This is a genomic window from Aquimarina intermedia, from assembly GCF_008124785.1.
Lineage (GTDB): Bacteria > Bacteroidota > Bacteroidia > Flavobacteriales > Flavobacteriaceae > Aquimarina > Aquimarina intermedia.
In genome coordinates, this window is record NZ_VNHU01000011.1 from 36,933 (window position 1) to 62,245 (window position 25,313).

At 36.3% G+C, this 25,313-nt stretch carries 24 protein-coding genes; 4 read left to right on the plus strand and 20 right to left on the minus strand.

Going from position 1 to position 25,313, the window contains the following annotated elements; translation table 11 throughout:
* Nucleotides 1–4 precede the first annotated feature (4 nt).
* From BD809_RS13865 to BD809_RS13885, 5 genes are all read right to left on the minus strand, one after another.
* Nucleotides 5–784, minus strand: coding sequence for an RMD1 family protein (locus BD809_RS13865; RefSeq protein WP_148783580.1), 780 nt, complete (start codon nt 782–784; stop codon nt 5–7).
* Nucleotides 785–1,006: 222 nt separating this feature from the next.
* Nucleotides 1,007–1,294 (minus strand): hypothetical protein, encoded by a 288-nt coding sequence (locus BD809_RS13870; protein WP_148783581.1) that lies wholly within the window; start codon nt 1,292–1,294, stop codon nt 1,007–1,009.
* 22 nt (nt 1,295–1,316) lie between these two features.
* Nucleotides 1,317–2,291, minus strand: coding sequence for a deoxyhypusine synthase family protein (locus tag BD809_RS13875; protein WP_148783582.1), 975 nt, complete (start codon nt 2,289–2,291; stop codon nt 1,317–1,319).
* A complete protein-coding gene (gene speB / locus BD809_RS13880; protein ID WP_148783583.1) occupies nt 2,281–3,219 on the minus strand; it encodes an agmatinase in 939 nt (312 codons plus the stop codon). Before speB ends, BD809_RS13875 begins: the two co-directional genes overlap by 11 nt.
* A 55-nt stretch (nt 3,220–3,274) precedes the next feature.
* Entirely contained in the window at nt 3,275–4,675 is a 1,401-nt protein-coding gene (locus BD809_RS13885) for an arginine decarboxylase (RefSeq protein ID WP_148783584.1), read from the minus strand.
* 537 nt (nt 4,676–5,212) lie between these two features.
* Here BD809_RS13885 and BD809_RS13890 point away from each other — a divergent pair.
* Nucleotides 5,213–6,715: a BCCT family transporter gene (locus BD809_RS13890; RefSeq protein WP_148783585.1), complete on the plus strand. Its 1,503-nt coding sequence runs from the start codon at nt 5,213–5,215 to the stop codon at nt 6,713–6,715.
* A gap of 136 nt (nt 6,716–6,851) precedes the next feature.
* Here BD809_RS13890 and BD809_RS13895 read toward each other — a convergent pair whose 3' ends face one another.
* The 7 genes from BD809_RS13895 to BD809_RS13925 form a co-directional block, all read right to left on the minus strand.
* Nucleotides 6,852–7,061 carry a hypothetical protein gene (locus BD809_RS13895; RefSeq protein WP_148783586.1) on the minus strand — a complete coding sequence of 70 codons (210 nt, stop codon included), beginning with the start codon at nt 7,059–7,061 and terminating at the stop codon, nt 6,852–6,854.
* On the minus strand, nt 7,049–7,384 hold the full coding sequence (locus BD809_RS13900; protein WP_148783587.1) for a hypothetical protein: 336 nt from the start codon (nt 7,382–7,384) through the stop codon (nt 7,049–7,051). The genes BD809_RS13895 and BD809_RS13900 overlap by 13 nt, the downstream gene beginning before the upstream one ends.
* A 66-nt stretch (nt 7,385–7,450) precedes the next feature.
* On the minus strand, nt 7,451–7,750 hold the full coding sequence (locus BD809_RS13905) for a hypothetical protein (protein WP_148783588.1): 300 nt from the start codon (nt 7,748–7,750) through the stop codon (nt 7,451–7,453).
* A 177-nt stretch (nt 7,751–7,927) separates the two neighbouring features.
* Nucleotides 7,928–8,401 carry a hypothetical protein gene (locus tag BD809_RS13910; protein ID WP_148783589.1) on the minus strand — a complete coding sequence of 158 codons (474 nt, stop codon included), beginning with the start codon at nt 8,399–8,401 and terminating at the stop codon, nt 7,928–7,930.
* 101 nt (nt 8,402–8,502) lie between these two features.
* Nucleotides 8,503–8,961, minus strand: a complete 459-nt coding sequence (locus tag BD809_RS13915) for a TPM domain-containing protein (RefSeq protein WP_170251895.1) — start codon at nt 8,959–8,961, stop codon at nt 8,503–8,505.
* 106 nt (nt 8,962–9,067) lie between these two features.
* Nucleotides 9,068–11,620 carry an ATP-dependent helicase gene (locus BD809_RS13920; protein WP_211356726.1) on the minus strand — a complete coding sequence of 851 codons (2,553 nt, stop codon included), beginning with the start codon at nt 11,618–11,620 and terminating at the stop codon, nt 9,068–9,070.
* Nucleotides 11,621–11,783: 163 nt separating this feature from the next.
* Nucleotides 11,784–12,761: a DUF3644 domain-containing protein gene (locus tag BD809_RS13925; RefSeq protein WP_148783591.1), complete on the minus strand. Its 978-nt coding sequence runs from the start codon at nt 12,759–12,761 to the stop codon at nt 11,784–11,786.
* Between the two features lie 925 nt (nt 12,762–13,686).
* Here BD809_RS13925 and BD809_RS13930 point away from each other — a divergent pair.
* Nucleotides 13,687–14,460, plus strand: a complete 774-nt coding sequence (locus tag BD809_RS13930) for a DUF6261 family protein (protein ID WP_148783592.1) — start codon at nt 13,687–13,689, stop codon at nt 14,458–14,460.
* 75 nt (nt 14,461–14,535) lie between these two features.
* Here BD809_RS13930 and BD809_RS13935 read toward each other — a convergent pair whose 3' ends face one another.
* Nucleotides 14,536–15,135, minus strand: a complete 600-nt coding sequence (locus tag BD809_RS13935; protein ID WP_148783593.1) for an outer membrane beta-barrel protein — start codon at nt 15,133–15,135, stop codon at nt 14,536–14,538.
* A gap of 827 nt (nt 15,136–15,962) precedes the next feature.
* Between BD809_RS13935 and BD809_RS13940 the strand changes: the two genes are divergently transcribed.
* Complete coding sequence (locus tag BD809_RS13940) at nt 15,963–18,221, plus strand: penicillin-binding protein 1A (RefSeq protein ID WP_148783594.1); 2,259 nt, start codon at nt 15,963–15,965, stop codon at nt 18,219–18,221.
* A gap of 6 nt (nt 18,222–18,227) precedes the next feature.
* Here the strand turns inward: BD809_RS13940 and BD809_RS13945 are convergent, their stop codons facing one another.
* From BD809_RS13945 to BD809_RS13960, 4 genes are all read right to left on the minus strand, one after another.
* Entirely contained in the window at nt 18,228–18,806 is a 579-nt protein-coding gene (locus tag BD809_RS13945; protein ID WP_148783595.1) for a phosphatase PAP2 family protein, read from the minus strand.
* 47 nt (nt 18,807–18,853) lie between these two features.
* Nucleotides 18,854–19,081 carry a hypothetical protein gene (locus BD809_RS13950; RefSeq protein ID WP_148783596.1) on the minus strand — a complete coding sequence of 76 codons (228 nt, stop codon included), beginning with the start codon at nt 19,079–19,081 and terminating at the stop codon, nt 18,854–18,856.
* A gap of 97 nt (nt 19,082–19,178) precedes the next feature.
* On the minus strand, nt 19,179–20,249 hold the full coding sequence (locus BD809_RS13955) for an OmpA family protein (protein ID WP_148783597.1): 1,071 nt from the start codon (nt 20,247–20,249) through the stop codon (nt 19,179–19,181).
* Nucleotides 20,250–20,421: 172 nt separating this feature from the next.
* Nucleotides 20,422–21,807, minus strand: a complete 1,386-nt coding sequence (locus tag BD809_RS13960) for an MATE family efflux transporter (protein WP_148783598.1) — start codon at nt 21,805–21,807, stop codon at nt 20,422–20,424.
* 100 nt (nt 21,808–21,907) lie between these two features.
* Between BD809_RS13960 and BD809_RS13965 the strand changes: the two genes are divergently transcribed.
* On the plus strand, nt 21,908–22,261 hold the full coding sequence (locus BD809_RS13965) for a hypothetical protein (RefSeq protein ID WP_148783599.1): 354 nt from the start codon (nt 21,908–21,910) through the stop codon (nt 22,259–22,261).
* Between the two features lie 99 nt (nt 22,262–22,360).
* Here BD809_RS13965 and BD809_RS13970 read toward each other — a convergent pair whose 3' ends face one another.
* From BD809_RS13970 to BD809_RS13980, 3 genes are all read right to left on the minus strand, one after another.
* Nucleotides 22,361–23,755, minus strand: coding sequence for a M20/M25/M40 family metallo-hydrolase (locus BD809_RS13970; RefSeq protein WP_148783600.1), 1,395 nt, complete (start codon nt 23,753–23,755; stop codon nt 22,361–22,363).
* A 31-nt stretch (nt 23,756–23,786) separates the two neighbouring features.
* Nucleotides 23,787–24,665, minus strand: a complete 879-nt coding sequence (locus BD809_RS13975; RefSeq protein ID WP_148783601.1) for a PPK2 family polyphosphate kinase — start codon at nt 24,663–24,665, stop codon at nt 23,787–23,789.
* A gap of 79 nt (nt 24,666–24,744) precedes the next feature.
* A complete protein-coding gene (locus tag BD809_RS13980) occupies nt 24,745–25,281 on the minus strand; it encodes a hypothetical protein (RefSeq protein ID WP_148783602.1) in 537 nt (178 codons plus the stop codon).
* Between the last annotated feature and the right edge of the window lie 32 nt (nt 25,282–25,313).

Consider the following 25,313-nt stretch of genomic DNA (forward strand, 5'->3'; position numbering starts at 1 on the left):
CTGGTTATAAAATTTTAGCAATGAAGAGATCAAACACTTCTACTAAAATTAATATGATAATGATCCATTCTAAACGACTGCTTTCTCTATGATCCATGATATCTTTAAACAACTCAAGGTTTTCTTTAATAATCTCAATACGATCGTGGATATCACGATATCGGTCCTTCAGATCAAAGGTTTTTTTGAGATCTGAATCAAAACGGTTTAATTTTTCATCATCCCAGGTGAGATCATGGGAATCAAAAATATAGAGATTCTCGGATATTTTGTTTTTGATATTTAGAATCTTACCTATGTAACGTTTTAACTTGTTTCCACTAATATCTAAGCGTCCTTTAGTCTCCAAATACATGGTATGTGCATTGGTATCATCCAACAACTCTTCGGTAATTTCGGCATAGCGATCGAGTGCCACCGATTGTGAAGTGTTGAGCATGATGAGTCGTAAAAAATCCTTATTGAATTCTCTCAACGTAATATTATCGTAGTGAACCACAGTTTCTGAAGACTCCATATGAACATCTATCTTTTCTACCAAATGTTTCTCCAACGGATTACGACAGAAGGGTAATAATTCCTCAACAATGCTATCTATAGCTTCTTGACTCGTATTAAAAAAGCAAATAACTCCGTATTTGAAAACATACACGTATTGTTCTGATTCGTTCTCAAAAAAGAGTTCATCGCGGTCAGAAAATAAAAGATTTCCCGAAAAAGATGCTCTTACCGATTTGATCGCAATATTATCTGCGATCTGCAAGGCATACACTACTTGTTTCATGTGTATTCTGTTAATTATTTTTTTAAAAATACTTTCTAAACATCTTTAGCAATTCAATTCTTTGCTATTTGTTAAGTCAGGGAATATAAATTTAAATCTTGATCTGTGTTGATAGGTCTGCTGAAGTTTTAGCACTTACCACACATCATCAATAGGTACCATTTTTAAACCATCTCATTTTTGTCTTAAGAATGAGATGGTTTTTATGATTTACAGCAAATATTAATCATCCATATCTTCCATATCATCCATAGGCGTATTATCAACATCGGCCCCCATATCATCATCGTTATCATCATCAAATGCCTCCATAGTATCGGCTAAACGTTTACTGATTTTTACAAGATAGATGGTATCCTCTGTACGCACCTCTACGGCCTCAATGGTCTCATTATGCTGATTTTTGAAGGTGATCACATGTTCATCTCCATAGCCGTCAGGAAATTTTGCTACTAATAGTTCTAAAATACTTTGGTTAAGTTTTTTAAAGTCTACAATTACTCTCTTCATGGTGTACGCTGGTTTTTTTCGTTTACATATCAAGGATATACGCAAATAGTAAAGGGGCTACTATCGTTGCATCACTTTCAATTATAAATTTTGGGGTGTCTATGTCTAATTTACCCCACGTGATTTTTTCGTTGGGTACTGCTCCAGAATACGATCCATAACTTGTTGTGGAATCGGATATCTGACAAAAGTAGCTCCAGAAAGGCGTATCAGGTCGCTCCATATCCTGGTACAACATTGGCACTACACAGATGGGAAAATCTCCTGCGATTCCGCCACCTATCTGGAAAAATCCAATACCATTCTTAGAGTTATCTGTATACCAGTCTGCCAAGAAGGTCATATATTCTATCCCGGACTTCATGGTGCTCGCCTTTAGTTCACCTTTGAGTACGTAGGACGCAAAAATATTACCCATGGTACTATCCTCCCAACCCGGTACTACTATTGGTAGATTTTTCTCTGCCGCTGCATACATCCATGAATCTTTAATATCAATCTCATAGTATTGTTCTAAAACTCCGGACAATAACATTTTGTACATAAACTCATGCGGAAAATAGCGTTCTCCTTTATCTTCAGCATCTTTCCAGATTTTAAAAATATGTTCTTGTAAACGTCTAAAGGCTTCTTCTTCAGGAATACAGGTATCTGTGACACGGTTCAATCCTTTTTCCAATAATTCCCATTCATCTTTTGGGGTAAGATCACGATAGTTAGGAACACGCTTATAATGCGAATGTGCTACCAAGTTCATGATATCTTCTTCAAGGTTGGCACCCGTACAGGAGATAATTTGCACTTTATCCTGACGAATCATTTCAGAAAATATTTTACCTAATTCTGCAGTACTCATAGCTCCTGCCAGAGACACTAACATTTTAGCTCCGCCGGCCAACTGCTCTTCATACGCCTTGGCTGCATCTACGATCGCCGCTGCATTAAAGTGTAAATAATATTTTTCTATAAAATTAGAAATGGCACCTTTAGTCTTCATCGTCATGTAAGTTTAATTTTTTTGTTTTTGAGTCATTTGCATTGATTTGTGCGCCTTCATATTCATTACCTGCTTCTGCACCTGCAAACTTATAACTCAACATTTTGTAATATAGCTTTGCAGCTAAAAAGTCTGATGATTTATCAATCTTGTTCGGACATAACTCTACGATATCAAATCCGACAACATTTTTCTCTTTAAAAACTGTTTGTAAAAACTCTAAGGTTTCATACCAAAACAATCCGCCCGGTTCCGGTGTTCCTGTGGAAGAAAGAATTGAAGGATCCAAAGCATCCAGATCAAAGGTGATAAAAACATTATCTGTCATTTGATCCACAGCACTATCCATCCAATACTCATCGGTGGCCATTTCATGAGCAAAATAGGTCTTTTCCTCATTCATAACAGTTTTCTCCAAAACATCCATACTACGAATCCCTACCTGAATAAGGTTTGTTTTTTGACTTGCTTCATATACTGCGCAGGCGTGATTACAGGTTGATCCTTCATACTCCGGTCTCAAATCTGCATGTGCATCGATGTGTAATACTGTAAGGTTATCAAAGCATTCATCAAAGGCACGAATGGTACCTATTGAGATGGAATGTTCACCCCCGAATAGCGTAACAAATTTGTTTCGGGTAATGTACTTTTTGGTCGCTTTGTGCACCGCATCTACCATCGCTTCCGGTGAAGCATTTTCAGTAATTGGGTCTGCTAGATAAATCCCGTGCTTATACACTTCGCTGTCTGTTTCGATGTCGTAGAGCTCCATGTTTTCTGAGGCGTCCAAAAACGCTTCAGGTCCCTTGTCTGCTCCTTTTTGCCAAGTACTGGTACCGTCATAAGGAACTGGAATTAATACAACCTTCGAACTTTCTAGTTTTGCATACTGGTCAGGTATACCCGCATAGTTTTTAGTATTCACTTTCTTAAAGATTTATGTATTAGTTTTTTTAAAATTACTATTTATTACTGAATAATCAGGAGTTGTTGTATCCTAAAATTTTAAGTAGGTCTTCACTTTTTTGTTGTTCACTAAAAAGGGTCGTCACTAGCTCTCCATCTTCGTTCTTATCAATCAAAATATGTTTAGGTTGCGGAATCAAACAATGCTGTAAACCACCAAAACCTCCGATTGTTTCCTGATATGCACCGGTATTAAAGAATCCGATATACAAGGGTTTATCTTTTTTATATTTTGGAAGGTAAATCGCATTCATATGCTGCTCACTATTATAATAATCATCACTATCACAGGTGAGACCGCCTAAAAGCACACGCTCATACTCTTCATTCCATCGGTTCACTGCCAACATCACAAAACGTTTGTTAATTGCCCAGGTATCCGGTAGCGTGGTGATAAAAGACGAATTGATCATATTCCATTTTTCACGATCGTTTTGCTGCTTTTGATACAATACTTCATATATGGCTCCGCCGCTTTCTCCTACGGTAAAGCTTCCGAACTCGGTAAAAATATTAGGTACCGGAACTTTTGCTTCCGCGCAAGCGATATTAATTTGATTAATAATCTCATCAATCATATACTGATAATCATACTCAAATGCCAAGGAGTTTTTGATAGGAAAACCGCCTCCAATATTAAGACTATCCAAACTTGGACATTCCTTTTTTAATCGAATATAGGCCTTTAAACATTTCAATAATTCATTCCAGTAATAGGCCGTATCACGAATCCCGGTATTGATAAAGAAATGTAGCATCTTTAACTCTACCTGTTCATTATCTTTTACCTGACGGTTGTAAAAAGGTACAATGTTTTTATAGCCGATCCCTAAACGTGAGGTATAGAACTCAAACTTTGGCTCTTCTTCTGATGCAATACGGATTCCGATCTGGTACTTGCCGTCAATCGACTCTGACAACAATTCTAATTCTTCATAATTATCAATAATCGGAATACAGTTGTTGTGCCCTTCATTAATCAATCGCGCAATATTTTGCACATATTGCTCTCGTTTAAACCCATTACAAATTACATAGGTATCGTTAGTTATCTTTCCTTTGGCCTTTAATTTTTCAACAATGTCAATATCAAACGCCGAAGAGGTCTCGATATGCACATCATTTTTAAGTACTTCGTTCAGTACATGATTAAAGTGAGAGCTTTTAGTACAATAACAGTAATTGTAGTTGCCTTGATACTGATTCTTTTCGATAGCATTGGCAAACCATTGTTTGGCTCTATTAATATTTTCTGAAATTTTTGGCAAATAGGTGAACTTAAGCGGTCCGCCGTATTGCTCGACTAATTTCATTAAATCGATATCGTGAAAAGTTAAGGTATTGCCTTTAAGGTTGAATTCTTCTTGTGGAAAATAAAAGGATTGATCTATTAAATCTATGTATTTAGTATTCATTCGTTTACTGCGGTTTTGTTTTCAATACTACTAATTATAAGTAGCGAAAACATATATTGAGTTATAAAATAATCTTAAAATATTGTGGATAAGCCATGAATCATGAGCTACGTTGCAATCTTACATGTTGTAAAAAGGAATTGTCTTGCCCAATTAAACGCGGATACGCTTGGCAGTAGTCGGAATGAAAAAGTATTCATGCTGACTTGATAAGATACTAAGAAGTGAAGTAAGCTTTAAGTTTGGGTCGATTATCCAATAAACACTTTCTGAGAGTAACTTCCTCTCTCTCATAAGTCCCAAGGTAAAAACACTTGTCATGATGCTCAGCTTAATGCTGCTGCAATGGTAAATAAAAAAATTGATTCTCAATACCATTTAAAATTAAAAAAATAATAATTTTTATAATTGCTCAACTCCGCTGCGTATATTTAAGACTTGTAAACGCTACTCGCGTCATTATTAGAGCGCTTTATCTCTGTACTAAGGATACTTAAAACATATTTTATAACACCTTACACCGCTTAACCACATCGTATGTCCTATTCTTTAGCTAACAATAAACTACTATACCTTTCTTTAGCACTGTTACTTTTCTTTTCCTTTTTTCTCTATGCCTTTACGCTGGAAACCTATACGATCATCGAGGAGTTCTCGGTTACAGTACGAGTTTGGTTTGGTCGGTTTTATTTGTGGTTGGGACTGGGATGCGTGTTGCTGTTAGTGCTTTTAGCGATTTCCCGATGGGGAAGCAAACGTTTAGGCACTCCCGAGGAACGCCCCGAATTCTCCCGACTGGCATGGATCTCGATGTTATACAGCGCAGGGATGGGAGCCGGTATCTTACTACGTGCCGTACAAGAACCCGTATATATGAAACTGAATCCCCCGATAGCCAACGGTGCGCCGGATGCTACCGTAGCGCTTGAATATACGTTTTATCAATGGGGACTGACTGCCTGGGCCTTTTATGCGGTTTTTGCCATTGCTATTGGATATTATCTCTTTGTGCGAAATAAAAAAGCCTTACCCAGTACTGCTTTTACGGCGCTGACTGATATGATTACCACCAAGCGCGTGCAACGCGGTGTGTTGGGCAGTATTGATATATTGGCAATACTCACTACTGTTTTTGGATTGGTTGCGGCTATCGGACTTGGGACTACTCAGATTCAAGGCGGACTTAAACATTTATTGGGTTATGAATTTACTATAGGCGGAACGATCGCCATCTTATTACTTATCTCCGTACTCGGCGCTACCTCGGTATTGTTAGGGATGCAACGTGGAATTAAAGTGATCTCTACCTGGAATATTTATATCACCGTGGCTTTACTCCTCTTTGTTTTTGTACAAAGTGATATTCCTGCTATTGCTACCCGTTTTGGCAGCGCGTTTTATCACTATCTCGTCGATTTCATTCCGTTGAGTCTCGCTATGGGACCTTATAATCCCGGGGAAGCTTTTTTAACCGACTGGACCTATTACTACTGGGCCTTTTGGTTAGCATGGGCTCCGTTTACCGGTATTTTTATTGCTCGGATTTCGCGTGGTCGTACGCTACGCGAACTTATCATTGGCGTACTGCTTGTCCCCTCGCTGGGAACTTTCTTTTGGTTTACGGTGTTTGGCGAGTCTGCCTTTGATTTAATAGCCGCTGCCGGGAGTTATGACGGACAGTTTGATAATGTATTTAGTTCGATCTTTGTATTTTTTGAAAGCTATCCCTATCAAGGGCTGATCAATACCATTACCGTACTGTTACTGGTCAGTTTTTTAGTGACTTCGCTGGATTCTGCCATTTTTGTATTGAGTATGTTTACCGATAAAGGCACTCCCGAACCCTCAAAACGGCATCGTTTGTTATGGAGTATCATTCTGACTATTTTTTCTATCGGGATTTTACTACTGGGCAACGCCAAAGCCGATATCAATGTACTAATTGCCATGCAAAAGCTATTGATTATCACTTCGCTGCCTTTTGCGCTATTGATGGTGGTGATGATTGGGTTGTTTATTAGGGATTTCGCTAAAAAATAAAGATTTGTGGAAGTACTTGGGAAGGAGAATTGAAAAGACTTGAGAATATAGAGAAGAGAGATTAGACTTTTTTTAAAGTACTGTTACGTAAAAATACTATGCTGCGAAGTTAGGGGAGTTTGTAGTGCGGGGGAAATTAAATCCAGGAGTAAGCAAATTCCAAATCAATTGATGTTTCTTTCTCTATAATCCGAAAAGTCCAAATGGTTTCATAGAATTCTTCAGGTCTATATTCAGTTTTATCTGCATACCAATCATAATAATCATTCTCAAATAGTTCTTCCACAATATCTCTAACCTGAGCTGCTGAAAAGTTTTTAAAGCTTACCGTTACTATCTCCCCCATTCGTTACATTCTTGTTGATGTGCAAAAGAATGTCCTTCTTTAAACGAAATTATATAACCACAAATCACATCTTCCGTACCATTAGCAAGCATCCAATCTGGTTTTTTCAAAAAGGTGGAATCTTGAATTCTAGTGTATTTAACAGATAGATATTCCAACATTTTAATTTCGGGAGCATCAATCTCAGTCATTTCAACCAAAGTCTCTACTTTTCTGAAAGGATTCTTTACGGTGTCTTCTACTGTTACCTCTACTGTTACCTCTTTTGATTTTTTTTGACAGCTTGACAGTATTAAAGCTATAAGAATCAAGATATTTTTCATTGAGGTATTTCTTAAATTATTTCTTAACCAGACTTTGCACAAGGAATGACTATACAAGTTACTTTGTCAACTCGCCCAAATTAAAAATTTAATGAGCCCAATCAATATCAGTGTATATAAAATGCCATAAAAAATCAGCTCTTTTTTTCTATCTGATCTAGCTCGTCCTTTAATCTGCTTTTTTATTTTATTTAATTTTTTCTCTGAAACGACTTTAAAGTTTGTGTGATTCTTTGTTTCCCTTGAACTTGTTGAAGTAATTTCTCTATTGTTTCCTTTAAATTTAGTTCTGCTTGATGATCTCTGTGATCGGTTTTGTTTCATCCGATTTATCATATCTTGTACATGTCCAGCTCCAAAACTCATTCAAAATCAAATTTAGATGTAATACTATTTTAATACTTGCACGAATCGTATTTATATAAAACCAGATGCGTGTGCAAGCATCTAAGTTAGCAAATAAAAATCGAATTAGAACTTTTAAGAACTGAGCTGTAACTTTTGATAGGAGTCGTTGTTCACCTGTCACTTTTATTATTTTTTTCACCAACTCAAGCAGAAACTGTTTTCTCCATCTTCTCGGTCAATTTGTATCGAGCCTGCTTCTGCCCCATAGGTCCAATGTGCGGTAAAATTTAGTTTAATCGGATCAGTATCTTTTGTGACTTCTACACTACTTATTTTCCAAATTCTGGTTGATTCGTATCCTTTAGTGTTTCGGGTATCGGTATCCAACCTCCATTTGACGTTTCCATTTTCAACTAAAGTGAATATAGGAGAGAGAGTGTCGTTTCGATTTTCCAATATTAATGTTCCGTTATCCGATACTTCAAAGCGTTCTGTATTTGTTGTCAATTCAACTGGATCAATCAAAACAGCTTTAAATGGTCCGTCATCCATTCCACAACCGCTACCAAATGAATAGAGTACATAACCTACAAATCCAACATATCCTATTATACCGAATCCAATAACGACAAAAGTCCAGATTAATATTTGTTTAGTGATTTTCTTCATTGATAAAATATCTATTATCGGGTTTCTATAATATTAATTACTTTGCTTAAGCATCTCCCTAATTTGTTAAAAAGAATTATACAGTGTTGTTCACAGCATTTTTAGATCCATTTTCTCATTAATTCATTTAATCCTAGTAAAATCCCATCGTAGTAATTTCCATTTTTAAATTCGGGAATCATATTCTCTTCGATTACTTTTTTACAAAATTCGTCAGATAAATAAAGGTTTTTGGTTTTTTCAGTTGTTGATATCCTTACTTTTTTCAATGATTTGCTCAACGCAAGCGTAAGTCCATTTCCATTATTGTTTCTTCCAACATTCCAATTTTCCGACACTATGATTACATATTGGTCAAATTCAGTATTTATTGGAATTGAATCTATGGTTATTATAGCAATTTCACGGAATGAGGTTTTTTTATAATAAGACAGGAGTTTAGTTAGTTGAGTTTTTTCTTCTTCTGTGAAAATATTTTCAAAATCATTTACTAAACCAATTTGTTTAGGATATTCCGATACAATTAGTTCAGATTTTGGATTGTCCGTTTGGGCTTCCACTTTTGCTGTTTTGCAATAGAGGAAAGTCAAAATCAATATTAATAAAGTATTTCGGATTGTCATTTTTATTAATTGTGTCTAACGGTCTTATAAGAATAATGGTGGTTTAAGACCACAAACCTTTCAGTTTAGACCATAAATTATTTTTATCTTTTTCTTTGGGTTTAGCACTGTTCCCATCATTACTTTTATATGCCGTTGGGCTTAGTATTTTTTCCTCAGATTCTTTTATTTCGGTAGTTCCTTTTTCTGAAATTTCCGAGTCAGTTGTCAATTCCGATTTAGAGCTTTCTAATACAGTTTTTTCAAGTTCAGCTTTTTCTTCTTTTAAATCAGCAATTCTTTTTCTAATTAAGTCTTTCTTTTCTTCTGTAATGGTTTCTATCGGTTCTGTTATTTGCGTTTTCTTACTTTCCTTTATATGAATTTCGTTCTCTACAAACGAATTCCAATCGTTATCTGATTTAGATTTTTCGACTTTTTCTTCTTCTGTGAGTTCAGTTGGTTTTTCGACTTTTGTTAAACCTCTAAATTCAAAATTTATTGGTTTAGTTTTTCCCGTCTCGATAAATTCAACTTGATATTCTCCTTTTTCTTCTTTGACCTCTATTACTTTACCTAGTTTCCAAATTAAGTGATTGACCATATCGCCAACGTCAAATTTCTTCTGAATTATTTGGCGACTTGTATTAAGTTTAAGTTGTTCTTTCGCTTCATTAATGATTTCTTGACTTAATTCTCCTTTTCTCACAAAATAATTGTCGCTTATTTCAAATAGAAAACGAGAAGGATATTTATTTAAACCTGTACTAAAATTGAATCCTTCTGATTCCGTCATATAAAATGCCTTTTCAGCTCTTGTTATTGCAACGTAGGTTAAACGTCTTTCTTCTTCAAGTGCTTTTGCTCGTCTTTCTTTAATTGACATTGCGCTTGGTAAAACACCTTCTGTAAAGCCACATAGAAAAACGTAAGGGAATTCTAAACCTTTAGAAGTATGAATTGTCATTAATTTAACCCTATCATTTCCATCGTCTTCAACATCCATATCTGTATAAAGTGCAATTTCTTGCAAATATTCAGTCAGGTTTATTGGCTCTTCATCTTGCGTTTCTAACAAAATTATAGAGTTCTGAAGTTCTTTGATATTCTCTAATCTGTCTGTGTCGCCATCAATTCTATAATAAGCAGAAAGACCGCTTTCATCCATAATTTCTTTCACTAAATCTGAAATTATTAAATCAGCTTTTACTTTTTTATACTTTTCTATCAGTTCAATAAATTCTAATGCTCCTTTGCGACTTAAATCCTTTTGTGATATGTTTTCCTTTAGTGCTGAATAAAGAGAAGTGTTTTCTTTTTCAGCAATTTTGGCTACGTTTTCGATAAACTTGTTTCCTAAACCTCTGCTTGGTGTATTCACAACTCTTAGAAAAGAAAAATCATCACCAAATTCAATTAATCTTAGATAAGCCAAAACATCTTTAATCTCTTTACGTTCAAAAAATCTTATACCACCAAAAACGGAATAAGGAATGTTTTCTCTAATTAGTGATTGTTCAATGATACGTGAAATATGATTTGCTCTATATAGTATTGCAAAATCTAAATGTTTACAGTTTTCATCTGCTACAAGTCTTTTGATTTCATTTGCAACCCATAATCCTTCTTCGTAATCATTTTGTCCGTGAAAATGAACAACTTCAACTCCTTCTGGATTTTTTGTAAACATATCTTTATTTACACGGATTTTATTCTTTTTAATGATGTGATTTCCAAGACTTAAAATATTTGGTGTTGAACGATAATTTTGATTCATTATGATTGTTTTTGAATCAACAAATTGTTTATCAAAATCAACCAAGATTTCAGGTTTTGCACCTCTCCATTCATAAATGGTTTGGTCTGGGTCGCCAACAACAAATAGATTTTTATGAAATTGAGAAAGCATTTCAATTAGCATAAACTGTTTTTGTGAACTATCTTGGGTTTCATCAACTTGAATGTAGTGTAATCTCTTTTGCCATTTTTCAATAACATCAGGATTATTTACAAATATGTAAAGTACAAAATTTAGTAAATCGTCAAAGTCTAAGGCGAAATTTCTTTGTTGTTTTTCTAAATACCGAATAAAGACTTTTTCTATTTCGTTATCTGTTTCTTTTTTCTTTGATTCAAGGATGTATTGCAGATAATCCTGTGAAGTTTTTTGTTTACTGATATATCTTAAAACTTGTTTAAAAGTAAAGACTTTTGATGTTAAACCTAATTCATTATAAACTTGTCGAAGAACAGTTTTTTGATCTTCAACGTCCATTATTATAAAGTTTTTTGGACACTTAATTTTGTTTATGTCTTCTCTTAAAACTCTAACACAAAATCCGTGGTAGGTGGTTATGTAACTTAAATCTGAATTTTCTCCGACTAACCTTTTTACTCTTTTTCGCATTTCTTGTGCAGCCTTATTTGTAAAGGTTACACAAAGGATATTGGAAGAGTTAATTCCTAATGCTTCAACAATGTAGGCATATCTTTGAGTGAGAGCTTTTGTTTTTCCCGAACCTGCACCTGCAATTACTCTAACAAAACCTTCCGTTTTTGTTACAGCTTCCAACTGTTGTTCGTTTAAATTTTCTTTCAGTTTCTCAATGCCAATCATTCAAGATGAAGTTTGTTTTATATTAAGCCCAACGTTTACGTATATGATTTGGTGCGTGTTTAAGCAACTAAGTTAGCAAATAGAAACGGAATAGAAAATCCGAAAGGATTTTCGTAAGTAAGCTAGAACTAGCACTAATTATAGCTTTGTTGTGCGTTTGTGCTTATTTTTTAGTGTATTTTTTATCAAGTATTTTCCAAATATTTGAATTAAAAAAAGTTTTAACTTGAGATTTTGGATTCTTTGGGTCTAGTTTTCTATTATGTGCTAATTTTTTATCTGCTTTCACATTCCGCATTAGTGAATGAAAATCACTATTAACTTTAAAGTCAATATATCTATTATTTGCAGTAGATGTGATATTTTTATAGATCAATGGATACTTTAGTGTAATATCTTCTTCAGAAAGGCTTATTGGTATTCCATTCGCATCATATCTCATTCCGATACCCTCTAAAGTTGTATTCTTCTTGAAACTTATATCTATGCCGATTGCTACGCTAAAATCAACATCTGCTGTATCAGTTTCAGATACCTTCTTCTTCAAATAGTTCAAATAATTTGCTACTTCATCTGTTAATATGGCTGTTGACTCAATATTTGAATCAACATATGCTAAAGGCATTAGATAAAAATTGTATTGAGACAGTTTTACTTTAGGTTCCCATCTTTGAATTAGTTCCATAAAGTTTTTTATACACGCAAATCCTAATTCTTGAATTTCTTTAGATATATCAGTCGAATTATGAAAGTGAATTGCATTATCTCTTAATTCTATAAGCCCAAAAAGACTTTTCACTAAATTTAAACTAATATTTTCGCCTTTAGTTCTAAGTCTTAAAATAGATTCAGCTAAACTAATAGTCATTGGATTTCTTGACCGATTTAATTTTGGTTGAAGTACTTTTGATTTTTCTCCATTTTTTTTCTTTTTATTCTCCATCACATAAATGGAGCTCATTTTGAAATTAGACAGTTTAAGAATTCTCGCTTTGAATAACAACTCCCAAGAATTAATAGACAAGATAGAAAACGTTTCTTCTCTGTATTTAAAATCAGGCTTATTGTAAATCTCTATAGCTGAAAGCATTGAGCTTGTAGATTTATCAAGTAAGCTCTGATAGGTTTTATTTATCCTCATATTTCAATCTAACGGGATTTTAATTGGTTAATAGATTTCTTGCATAACGCACAACAATTATATATAGCTACCATCGTAACTATTTCTCTTATATATATCAATAAAAAACAACACAAGGTTACTGGGTGGGGTGGGTAGTTGGTGTTTAAGAAATACTAAGCTACAGATTTTATTTAAATATTCGGTATTCAAATGAAATGTATTCTTTTTTGCATCACCCAACCCCTCGGCTCCGCTCGGGATGACATCAATCAATCCGCCCGAAAAGTCCATCAGACGGACTGGAAAAGTCTAGTCTTAAAGAACTTTTGCTAAAAATAACGTTCAATACGCTACATGAAATTAAACAGGCTAACTAACTTAATCTCTATAACTGCTAAGTTTGTTTTGAGTACGATATCTGCTTTTTTTGGTAAACAAATTTCCTGTGGCTACTACTTTCACTTCATTTTTTTCGCTTAAATTTTTATAGGGCGTTTTTAGCTCACTTGAAATTTAGTAGTAAGTACCTACTAGATACTTTTACATATAGCATTTACGATTTTACATTTATTATTTAGTCCTTCGGCGTTCGATATTTTACATTCGGTATTCAGTATTCTGAACATCCTTTTCCCACCACCGGGAAACCTTCCTGACAAGTGCGGCAACATTTCCCACCTCTGGGAAACTCTCCTGACAAGGGCGGCAACATTTCCCACCTCTGGGAAACTCTCCTGACAAGTGCGGCACGCTTTCCCACCTTCGGGAAACGCTCCTGACAAGTGCGGCACGCTTTCCCACCACCGGGAAACCTTCCTGACAAGTGCGGCAACTTTCCAAGCAGTGGTAGCAAGGGTTTGCGAAAAAGAACCTTTTAAATAAATTTTTATTTTTCAAGAGAAGATTCTATATTTAACACATTATTAACCATTTATAGTATATTATGATAACAATTCCTATGCAACGTGCTTATAGAAACAGTGAGTTTATTCAGTTTCACGCCAACGTCCTTTCCATCGTTACAGATACAGATCCAGAAAAGTTAAAAATCGCTGATCAGGTGAAGGCTTACAAGATTCCGGTAACTGCTCTCGACGATGTTTTTAAACAACAAACCAGTAGTCCTACGACCAAAGAACTCGAAGCCTATGACGAGGCCCGGGATTTTGCCATCATTGGGATCCGTGCTGTCATCGAAGGCTATACCTATCATTATGACAAAAAGTCTCGTGAGGCTGCCCAAGCCTTATTAGAAAGTATTAATCTATATGGTACACAACTGTATAAATTAAATTATCAGGCGCAAACTACTACCCTGCGTAATTTGATCAGCGAGTGGGAACAAAATGCATCGCTCAAGAAGGCAGTAACTTTATTACAGCTTACCGATTGGGTGTCGCATATGAAAACTGTCAACACGGTTTTTAACAATAAGTTCTTAGAGCGTAATAGTGAATATGCAACTGCTACCAAAGAAAACCTCAGCTCGATGCGTGATGAGGCGGTAACGGCATATCGCGTGCTTATGGATCATATCACGGCACATGCCACCCTTAATGGCACAGCGGCTCTTACCAATTTGATTAATAAACTAAACGCGCTCACAGATAATTACAACACCTTGATCGAGAATCGTACGCGGTCAACCTCTGAGGATGAAAGCGAAAATCAGGAGAATACTGATAATCCAACGCCTCAAGATATTGCTGCAGAGTAATTGCATTTTTTAGAATATAATAAAATCCCCAAATTCGAATGAATTTGGGGGTTTTTGGTTTAAAAATGTTATTGCTTAAAATTTAAAACCTATGCCTATAGTTAGGTGATTATAAGCTACATTATCAACACCTTCATAATAAATTTCTTTATCAAAGATTTTAAGATATTGATAGTAGGTTTGTATAAAAATTACTGATGTAATATCATAACTAAGTCCTAGTTTTAAGTTAGCACCATGTGAACTATCAGTCGTCTTTTCATTCGATTGAAATGGCATGTCATTTTCGCTATAAGTAAAATCGTTCGCGGTAGATTCAAAACTATTGTACAATAAAGTATAGCCTAAACTTACATAAGGATGCAATTTTTGTATTCCAGGCAGCTTAAACTCAGAATAAAGATCTAAATGATTAAAAAATGCATTATTCTTTACTTCAAAAACATTCTGAATCTCAGCATTACGAAAATAGTCAAGGGTATATGAAGCTCCTAATGTAAGAATTGGAGATTCATAAATACTGTATTTGATATTAGCACCGACAATCCCATCAACATTGTTTGCATTATCAGATAGTGATATAGGATAGTGTACCGCTATACGTATAGGTTTGTCTTGAGCAAAGTGGATAGCGCACATCATAAGGCATGCAATAGATAGTAAAGTTACTTTCATTTATAATAGAATATACGTTAAATAGAATATGGAGTCTTTTGTAGATCCGAAGGCTATCTAAAATACTCGGCGACTAAACTAATTATTATTTTCAGAAACATATACTAAAATGTTAAATTAACACTTATTGAGGCTGTAAACCAAAATACTACTTCCACAAAAACCAGTGGCTATAAATAAGGCACATCCCTCTAAATCTCCCTTCCAAGGGAGACTTTCTATACTCCCTTCCTTTGAAGGAAGGGTTGGGGATGGATGTTTTTTTGATTTTCAGTTTAAGAATAAAAAACACCCCCTCCACCTAGGGGCAACTCCACACATTAAGGGGAGGAACGCGTATACCATTGGGTTATTGATGCTGTTTCAAATCCCATAAAAGCATCCCTCTAAATCTCCCTTCAAAGGGAGACTTTCTATACTCCCTTCCTTTGAAGGAAGGGTTGGGGATAGATGTTTTTTTGATTTTCAGTTTAAAAAATTAAAAACACCCCCTCCACCAAGGGGCAACTCCACACATTAAGGGGAGAAACGCGTATACCTTTGGATTATTGATGCTGTTTCAAATCCCATAAAAGCATCCCTCTAAACCTCTCTTCAAAGGGAGACTTTCTTTACTCCCTTCCTTTGAAGATAGCATACTAAAGGCTATGGCGAGTCGAAACCGAGGATATGGGATGGATGTGTTTTTTAGTCTAGTAACTTAAAACCAGAAACTAGTGGCTAGTGGCTAGTGGCTAGTGGCTGAAAAAAATCACCTTTAAAGTTGCTTTAACAGGATAACTCATAGAATTTTTACACCTTGCGCCTTGTAATTGTAAGGAAAACATATGCAAACGATAAAACGTTGGTTACAAAACCCGTGGATCAAATGGTCCTTGGTAGGGATTACTGGACTCTTAGTATTACTCATCGCTTTTTATATCAGTATTTATGCAGGTGCCTGGGGCACTGTGCCTACAGCAAAAACGCTGAGTACCCTTAAACAGGCAGAAGCTACCCAAGTACTCGATAAAAACGGCGAACTAATTGGTAAGTATTACATTTATGACCGTCAACCCATTACTTTCGACGATTTACCGCGGCACCTGATCGATGCGCTAATTGCGACTGAGGATGTTCGGTTCTACGAACACGAAGGGATTGATAACAAGAGTTTACTTCGCGTATTTTTTAAATCCATTCTTTTACAGGACAAATCCTCGGGAGGTGGGAGCACCATAACCTTGCAGCTAGCAAAAAACCTTTTCGGAAGAAAGGATTACGGCAAGATCAGTATTATTGTCAACAAACTGAAAGAATCCATTATCGCCAGCCGTATCGAAGCGATCTATTCTAAAAACGAAATTCTGACCCTGTATTTTAATACGGTTCCCTTTCCGGATAACACCTATGGTATTGAGAGCGCTGCTCAAAAATTCTTTAATAAAAGTACCAAAGAACTCAATTTGTCTGAAGCTGCCGTTTTAGTAGGTTCGCTTAAGGCCAATAATGGATACAATCCACGCCTCTATCCCGAGCGCAGTCAGTCGCGTCGTGACGTAGTCTTACAACAAATGGTAAAGTATGAGTATCTGGATGAAGACCGAGCTAGTAGTACCATGCAGGACACCATTGCGCTGGATTATCAACATTTTAATCACGATATGGGCGTAGCGCCTTATTTTAGAGAAGTTGTCAAAAAACAATTAGATTCCTTACTCAAAAACTATAAAAATGAGAACGGTGATCCGTATAATATCTACAGCGACGGACTCATTATCCATACCACCCTGGATTACCAAATGCAAACCTTAGCCGAGACGGCGATGCAGGAGCATATGCGAGAACTACAAGCGGCCTATGAAAAGGATCATGGTAACCGTGCACCGTGGAAAAAAGAACTGAATCTCAAGAGTAGCACGGTAAGCAGAACTAAGGCGTATAAAAAATTAAAAGCTAACGGACTTTCTGAATCGCAACTTAAAGATTCTCTAAGGGCTAAAAGAGAGATGGAATTGTTTGAGTGGGAAGGCAACGTTACTGAAAAAGCATCTACACTGGATAGTCTGCAACATTACCGAAAATTTCTCAATACCGGCATGCTATCGATTGATCCTACTACGGGTGCGGTACTTAGTTATATTGGAGGAATTGATTACCGCTATTTTAAATATGATCATGTATCCCAAAGTAAACGTCAGGTGGGTTCTACCTTCAAACCTTTTGTATACACCGCAGCAATAGATAATGGTATGAAACCATGCACATATTTTCCTGTACGCGCAGTGACTTATACCAATGTGGATGACTGGACGCCCACTAACGCATCAGAAACCGAGGATCCGTATCTTAATTACACGCTGGAGACCGCGCTTAGCAACTCAATCAACACCATAGCTGTAAAAGTGCTGAACAAAGTTGGCATTCCGAAGGTTATTGAGCTGGTCAAAAAGCTGGGAATCACAAGTGAGATTCCCGAACAGCCTTCTATTGCCTTGGGTACTGCGGGTATAACGCTAAAGGAAATGGCCGGAGCTTTTGCGAGTTATGTCAACCAGGGTAAATCAGTGACACCCTATCTCATTACCAAAATAGCTGACAAAAATGGAACGGTGCTTGCCGAATATAATCCAAAAATAGCTGAAGAAGCTGCGTATACTGAGTACACACGAGAGGTAGTACTAGAAATGATGAAAGCAACGGTAGATGAAGGAACGGCAGCCAGATTACGCACCACGTACGGTCTCAGCAATGATATCGCCGGTAAGACAGGGACAACACAAGATAATAAGGATGGTTGGTTTGTCGGTATTACTCCTAGATTAGTATCCGTCACTTGGGTAGGTAATGATGATTATGCTGTTGGTTTTAAAAGTACACGTATCGGACAGGGCGCCAATGCTGCTTTACCCATTTTTGCAAAACTATATACCAAGATGAATACTGATACAACGTTTGATCGGTATACTAAAAGTAAATTTGATGCTACCAGTCCAGAAGTACGAGATGATCTGGATTGCGAACCCGAAAAACGAGATAATTTTTTAAAGCGGCTCTTTTCCGGTAAGAAAAAGAAAAAACGTTTTAAAAAAGAAAAAAACGAATAGTGAATTCTAAATCGTAGGTACATCAAAACGCTTAAGCAGATACTGGTATATGCGATATGCAAGATACCCCATCCCGATACCGGCAGTCATACCGGCAGCTACGTCAGCGGGATAATGCACACCAACATAAATACGACTATAACTAACGATCACTGCCCAAAGTACCATAAAGACAAATATATATTTGAGGCGTGATTGTAAAGTTAAACCTGTAAAGAAGGCCAACGCCATAGAGCTGGTGGCATGACCTGAGAAAAATCCGTGTCTTCCACAACGTTCTGCTATAAAGCGTGTAAACTCTGCAACTCCCTCTGCACGACAAGGACGCGGACGCAAAAAGAATATATTTTTAAATAAATTAGCTAGCTGATCGGTAGCGGTAATCAAGGCTGCGACTAATACCAGACATATCAAAGTACCCTTAAGGCCAAAATTTTTAAAGAAAAAATACAATAGCAATAAATAAAGCGGAATTTGATAAAACTTTTCAGTCATAAATAACCAAAATCCATCCCATGTAGGAGTTCCTAAATTATTGAGATATAAAAATAAGTCTTTATCTAATTGAACTAATTCTTCTAACATAGTACAGTGTTATAAAAGTGATATTTTGATTACAAAGCTAAGGAAGCTTACTCCTCATAACGCTCAATCTCACGATCGTAAAAATCGTTTGCTGCTTTAAATAAGTTCTCGGCCTCCTCTTGCAGCTCTTTCTCATCTGAAGCATCAAACTCCTCTAACCACTCAACCTCATCATCCTCCAGATTAATAATAAATCTCGGGAATTCTGTATGAATTACAAATATTGCCTCAGGTAAATCGGTGTTGTCTCCTAAAATAAACTTCGGAAAAGCCATATATCGTCCTTAAAATTATCAAAGTGCCAAAGATACTAAGTTTTTGACGTAGTAAAGCAACATTACGCTTCCGAAAAAAATTGATAGTTACACCTGATTACTTTGGTGCTACTATCTCTACCTCCACACGATTATATGCTTCTGGATCGGCCGTTTGCATCGCATCCTCCTCCTCGGCAGTTACAATTTCGATCAAAGATTCATCAATACCTTTATCTATGAAATACTTTTTCACATTTAAAGCTCTGGTAGATGCCATAATTTCGTTTTCAAATTCAGAACCGGCATCGTTAGCAAAGCCACTAACTTTGATAGCATCTACTTTGAATAACTTTACATATTGAATATAGGTGTCTAATTCTTTCTCTACCACACTATCCGTTTCACTTTCTCCGTTCAAGAATTCAATATCCTTAAAATCTAATACCATACTGCAAACATCCTGCGGAATAAGGTTTTGAGTAACCTGCATCTCTAATAACATAACATCATCAACAAAATAGTACGCATTACCCATATCACCAGAAGCAGATTTTAAAGAACGCCCTTTAGGATTGTTTCCAAAATATCCTAAAGAAATGTAATTCTCAGTACCTTTAGCTTTATAGACTCCGCACACTTTTGTCCATCCCTGATAATCACATAGCATCTCTGTAGATTCCACATGCAGTTTCAATTTTGACGTAGGTGTTATTCGTGGTTTTCTTGAACTGAAATAAGATCCAATAGAAGAGGTACATCCTTTTGAAACACCTTCAGCCAAACTTACATACATATGATAATAATAAAATCTACCTGCTTTTAAGGGCTGATCCAGTTTAGCAACAATTCCTTCTTTGTAAATTCCGCCAGAAATATACATTCCCACTTTACCTTCTCCGGTACGTGGCTCCTGACGACCAAATTGCGGCAAAAAATTATTTGCCTTGTGTTTAAAATTTACACGAGCCGTTTCCGGATGAAATATATCGGGTGAATTAACCAAAGCAGACCAATCTTTTATTTTACCAAAATTCTGCATCTCATGCGTCAATTTGGTTACCGAAGGTTTGGTAGATTCAAATCCGGGATTTGGTATGAGGTTTTGAGCATGGGTGAAAGCAATCGTGAATACACATAACAATACAGTACAAAATACCGTATAAAAGCTAGGTTTTGGGACAGTCATTTTTCTAGGTTTAATTCAATTTGGTTGTTGAAAGATACTTAATTATTTGTTAAATGCAAATAACGTGTCTACTGTTAAAAACGTATAACACACCAGATAAATTGAAATAAAAATCATCTGCTATTATAGTAAAATATTAATTTACAGTAATTTAAATTGTAAGTATAAAATGTTATTTATCCAAAACACTGCCTGTAGCAATCATACGATCACTTAATATTTTAAAACGGATATATAATAAAATTGCAGAAACGGTGAGTCCCGCTAAGAGCCCTAACCATATACCTGAATTTGCATACTCCGTATATAATCCAAGGTAATAACTCACAGGAAAACCTACAATCCAATAAGCTATAAATGTGATTATTGTAGGTATTACAACATCTTGCAGACCTCGCAATGCACCAAGTACAACCACTTGTATACCGTCTGAAATTTGAAACAATGCAGCAATCAATAACAGCTCTGACGCTATCAATATTACTTCATTATTATCTACCAAATTTGCCACGTCATTAACGTCGAGATACATTTGCGGTAGGAGTGTATTAAATGCTACAAAGAAAATAGCAAAAATCACTTCTATGATAAAAGTGAGCAGTAAAATAGATAAGGCAATGCGTTTGAGTTCACGATATTGATGCAATCCTTTTTGATTACCCACCCGTACCATTGCAGCTACGCTAAGTCCGGTAGCCACCATAAAAGTCATGGACGCCAGGTTTAATGCGATTTGATTTGCCGCTTGCGGGTTTTTACCTAATATCCCTGACAACCAGATAGCAGCAGTAAAAATTCCTACTTCAAAAAACATTTGCAAAGCCGAAGGGAAGCCTAAATAAATAATTTTACGCAACATTTTGCTGTCAAGCACAAATAGTTTGATTGCTGTAACATATGCTTTTGATTTAGCTTTCGCACGTAGTAAAATCCATAAGAAAGCAACCATTACAAAACGTGAGATCAACGTACCAATGGCAGCACCGACAATTCCCATTTGAGGAAATCCAAACTTACCGAAAATCAACACATAATTTAATACAATATTGACCACGTTGGCAATCAAGGTTGCGTACATCGGGTATTTGGTCATAGAAAGTCCATCAGAGAATTGTTTAAACGCCTGAAAAACAATCAACGGAATTAAAGAAAATGCAACTAAATCCAGATAAGGTATCGCAAGCTCCACCACTTCTACCGGCTGCTTCATCAAATACATTATTGGCTTTGCTGCAAGAATTATTAAAAATAAAATGATGCTCAATACAGTACACAAAAACAATCCGTGTTTAAGTGCAGACTTACCTGAATTAAAGTTGCCCTCACCATCTGCTTCTGCCACCAAAGGGGTGATAGCTGTAGAGAAACCTATACCCAGTGACATCGCGATAAACATAAAACTATTACCCAAGGAAACTGCAGCCAATTGTGCAGTCCCTAATTGCCCCACCATGATGTTATCAATAAGACCTACAAACGTATGCCCTAACATCCCCAGCATTACGGGAGCAGCCAATTTGAGATTGTAACGAAATTCTTTGGTGTATTGTGTAAGCATATAAACTATTGAAGGCGTAAAGGTATTACTTCCCGCTAAACTAAAATTTTAAAATGACTTTTTTTACTTATTTTTAAAGCGTAATCTTAAAATACATTTTGTGGCGACAGCGATAAAAAACAAAGAAGTTTCAAATATTTACTTGGTGGTATGCACTATTCTTTTAGCATTACTCGTTTTTGCCTCTTTGCCAATGGCAATGATGTCACCAATGCTATTTGATAGTCCGGGATCTTATGAAAATATGAGCACGATAACACTATTTGTAGCTGTTATAAGTTTTCCTTTGGTCGTATTATTTGCAATTCCCGGTGGTTGGATGCTACACCATTACAAAAGGTATGTGCTTTCTAAAATTACTATTAGTCTACCGATAGTTAATATTATTATTGGTATCCTGTCTTGTACTATTTTAGTTGTTTTTTGTGATGGAGCATTAAATTGTCGTTACTAACCTTTTTGAAAATAGAATTCAATTAGACCGCTTACAGAAAATGGACTGAAACTATCGTAAAGAAAGAGCTAACATAGACGTTACCGCCACACACCCATTTTATTCGATACCGTATTTATCAAACAGGTACACTAAACTTGTCATGGTAGCAGCCCCGAGTTCCAATTCTCGCTTGTTAACTGCATCAAACGTATCATTTTTTGCATGATGATAATCAAAATAGCGCTGAGAATCGGGTCTTAAACCGGCCAATACATTGGTGTCTTTTTTGAGCGGTCCTATATCAGCTCCACTACCGCCTTTTACAAAATAATGAATTAAGTAGGGTTCAAATAACGGTTTCCAGGATAGCACTTTATTAAAAGTAGCATCTGTACAATCAAAAGAAAAACCTCTGGGCGTAAATCCTCCTGAATCGCTTTCTAAAGCGAACACATGATCTTCATTCTTTTGAGTAGCTATTTTAGCATATTTTTTACCTCCACGTAAACCATTCTCTTCATTCATAAACATAACAACCCGAATAGAGTGTTTTGGCTGATACCCAATTTTTTTGAACAAACGCAGCACCTCCATAGATTGTACGATTCCCGCACCATCATCATGGGATCCATCACCTAGATCCCAGGAATCTAAATGACCTCCCACTACCATGTATTTATCGGGAAATTCGCTTCCTTTAATTTCGCCGATCACATTAAAGGATTCTACATCTTCCCAAGTACGGCAATTCATGTTTATATGAAATTTAATGTTGGGATTAAGTTTCAACATAGAGCTAAGCAAATCGGCACCGTTAGTACTTATTGCTGCTGCCGGGATTTTTTCGGAATCTTTTAAATCTCCGTAGCTCATAGCACCTGTATGTGGTAAGTCATCGGATCGTAAAGTTAACGAACGAACCAACACACCCACTGCTCCATACTTTGCAGCTGCGGCTGCACCGGCATACCGTTGATCCACACAACCACCGTACGCTTCGAACGTATTGATCAAATCAGCTTGCATGGGACGGTTATAAAAAACAATTTTTCCTTCGATCGCTTTTCTTCCTAATTTTTCAAGAGCCTCAAGGCTTTTTATTTCGATTAAAGGAGCTTTCAGGCCACCTATTGGTGTTGGCACAGAACCGCCTAAAGCACAAATAGGGACATTCGTGGATTTACCCGGTTCGGTCTCGATATAAGCAAACTCTGTTACACCTCTTGTCCATTTTGGCACCATTACCGGTTGTAACCAAACTTTATCCAGTCTGAGTTTTTCTAATTCTGCTTTCCCCCACTCTACAGCTTTTTGTGCATTGAGAGAGCCCGATAATCGCGCTCCGATTTGGTTAGACAAATGGTCTAGCCACTGGTAACTATTACCTTCTAAAAGGGCAGTATCGTATATCTTTTTTAATTGAGCTTTATCTTCTTTGCTTACTGTAGACTGTGCGTGAATTTGTGCAGCAGCTACCAAACAAAAGCAGATAATAATTCTTCTTACAAACATAAATTTGGGTATATGTGATTAGTTGTTCAAACTACTCCTTACGAAGCTGTTCTTTATACAATTCAATATTTTCTTGTGTTTCTTTATCTAATTCGGGTTCTTCAATATCTGTATACGTTTTTAAAGTATCTAACATAGTCTTTGCCACAATATACCGTGCCGTCGGTTTATCATCTGCCGGAATGACAAACCAAGGTGCATGCGATTTTGATGTTCTGTTGATCGCATCCTCATAACAATCCTGATATGCATCCCAAAGTGCTCTTTCTTTAAGGTCCCCGGGAGAGAACTTCCAATTTTTCTCTTCTTTCTCTAATCGGCGTAACAATCGATTCTTTTGCTCTTCTTTTGACAAATGCAAAAAGAATTTGAATATAATAGTTCCATTATCAGCCAAATGTTTTTCAAAATTGCGAATTTGTTCAAAACGAGCCTCCCAAAAATCTTCATCAATCGCTGCTACACTCGTAACATTTGGCAAATTTTCACCTAAAATATATTCGGGATGTACTCTGGTTACCAAAACATTTTCATAGTGTGTGCGATTAAAGACGCCAAATTTACCCCGTTGTGGCAAAGCAATATAGTGTCTCCATAAATAATCATGACTGCGTTCAAGCTCAGTAGGAACTTTAAAGCTGTGCACAACCACTCCCCGACTGTTGAAATCTTTGAAGACCTCACGAATCAGACTATCTTTTCCAGATGTATCCATTCCCTGCAAACATACCAATACCGCATATTTATCATGGGCATATAATGTATCCTGTAGTTCACCCAGTTTTTCACGAACCTCTTCGAGTTCTTTTTCTATTTTCTTTTCGCCCGCATTAAGATCATACGTAGTAGCTACTTTTGTAATTTTAATAGGTTGTGTTACCTGAAAGTCTGATAGTGTGATTTTTTTCATATCGGTGCAGAATAAGTTCTCGAAGATACTAAAGTTTTAACCCAACAAAAAATTAAGACTTGGTACAATAGAAAGTTTACTAACGGGCAGCGAAATCATAGTTAAAACCAATCACAAAGGTGTCATAGCGTCTTCCTAAGCTTTTAATGTTTAATTCTACATAGATATGTATGGGAATAGTGAGTTGATGCAGTGCTCTTAATTTTATCTGTGCACCGTGATTAAAATTACCGCTTTGTATCACTAGAAAAGCCTTATCCAAACGTTCGTCCAACCCGGGTTCATCGTTACCTACATAACCGATCCCGGCGGTAATCGTCGTAGGATACCAATTGAAAAGGATTAGGTTGACACCAAGTGCTACTTCATTATACCCGGTATGTCGGTCCTCTGTATCGTCGGGGATTAAAATCTGCCTGTTAAATTCTCCCATGTATGTTGTAAAACAATTGGGAGCATACTCAACACGTGCACCGATTCCTAGCTCGCTAGCAAGACCAAAGTTCTTATTAATGGCGACTCCAAAGTTGAGACTGTTGGGTTCATATTGACCCTGTATAGCACTGATGCTAACGATAAATAACAAGAGTAAACAGAGCTGTTTGGGGCTGCTCATATTCATTGTTCGCTTTTAAAGATTTATACTGT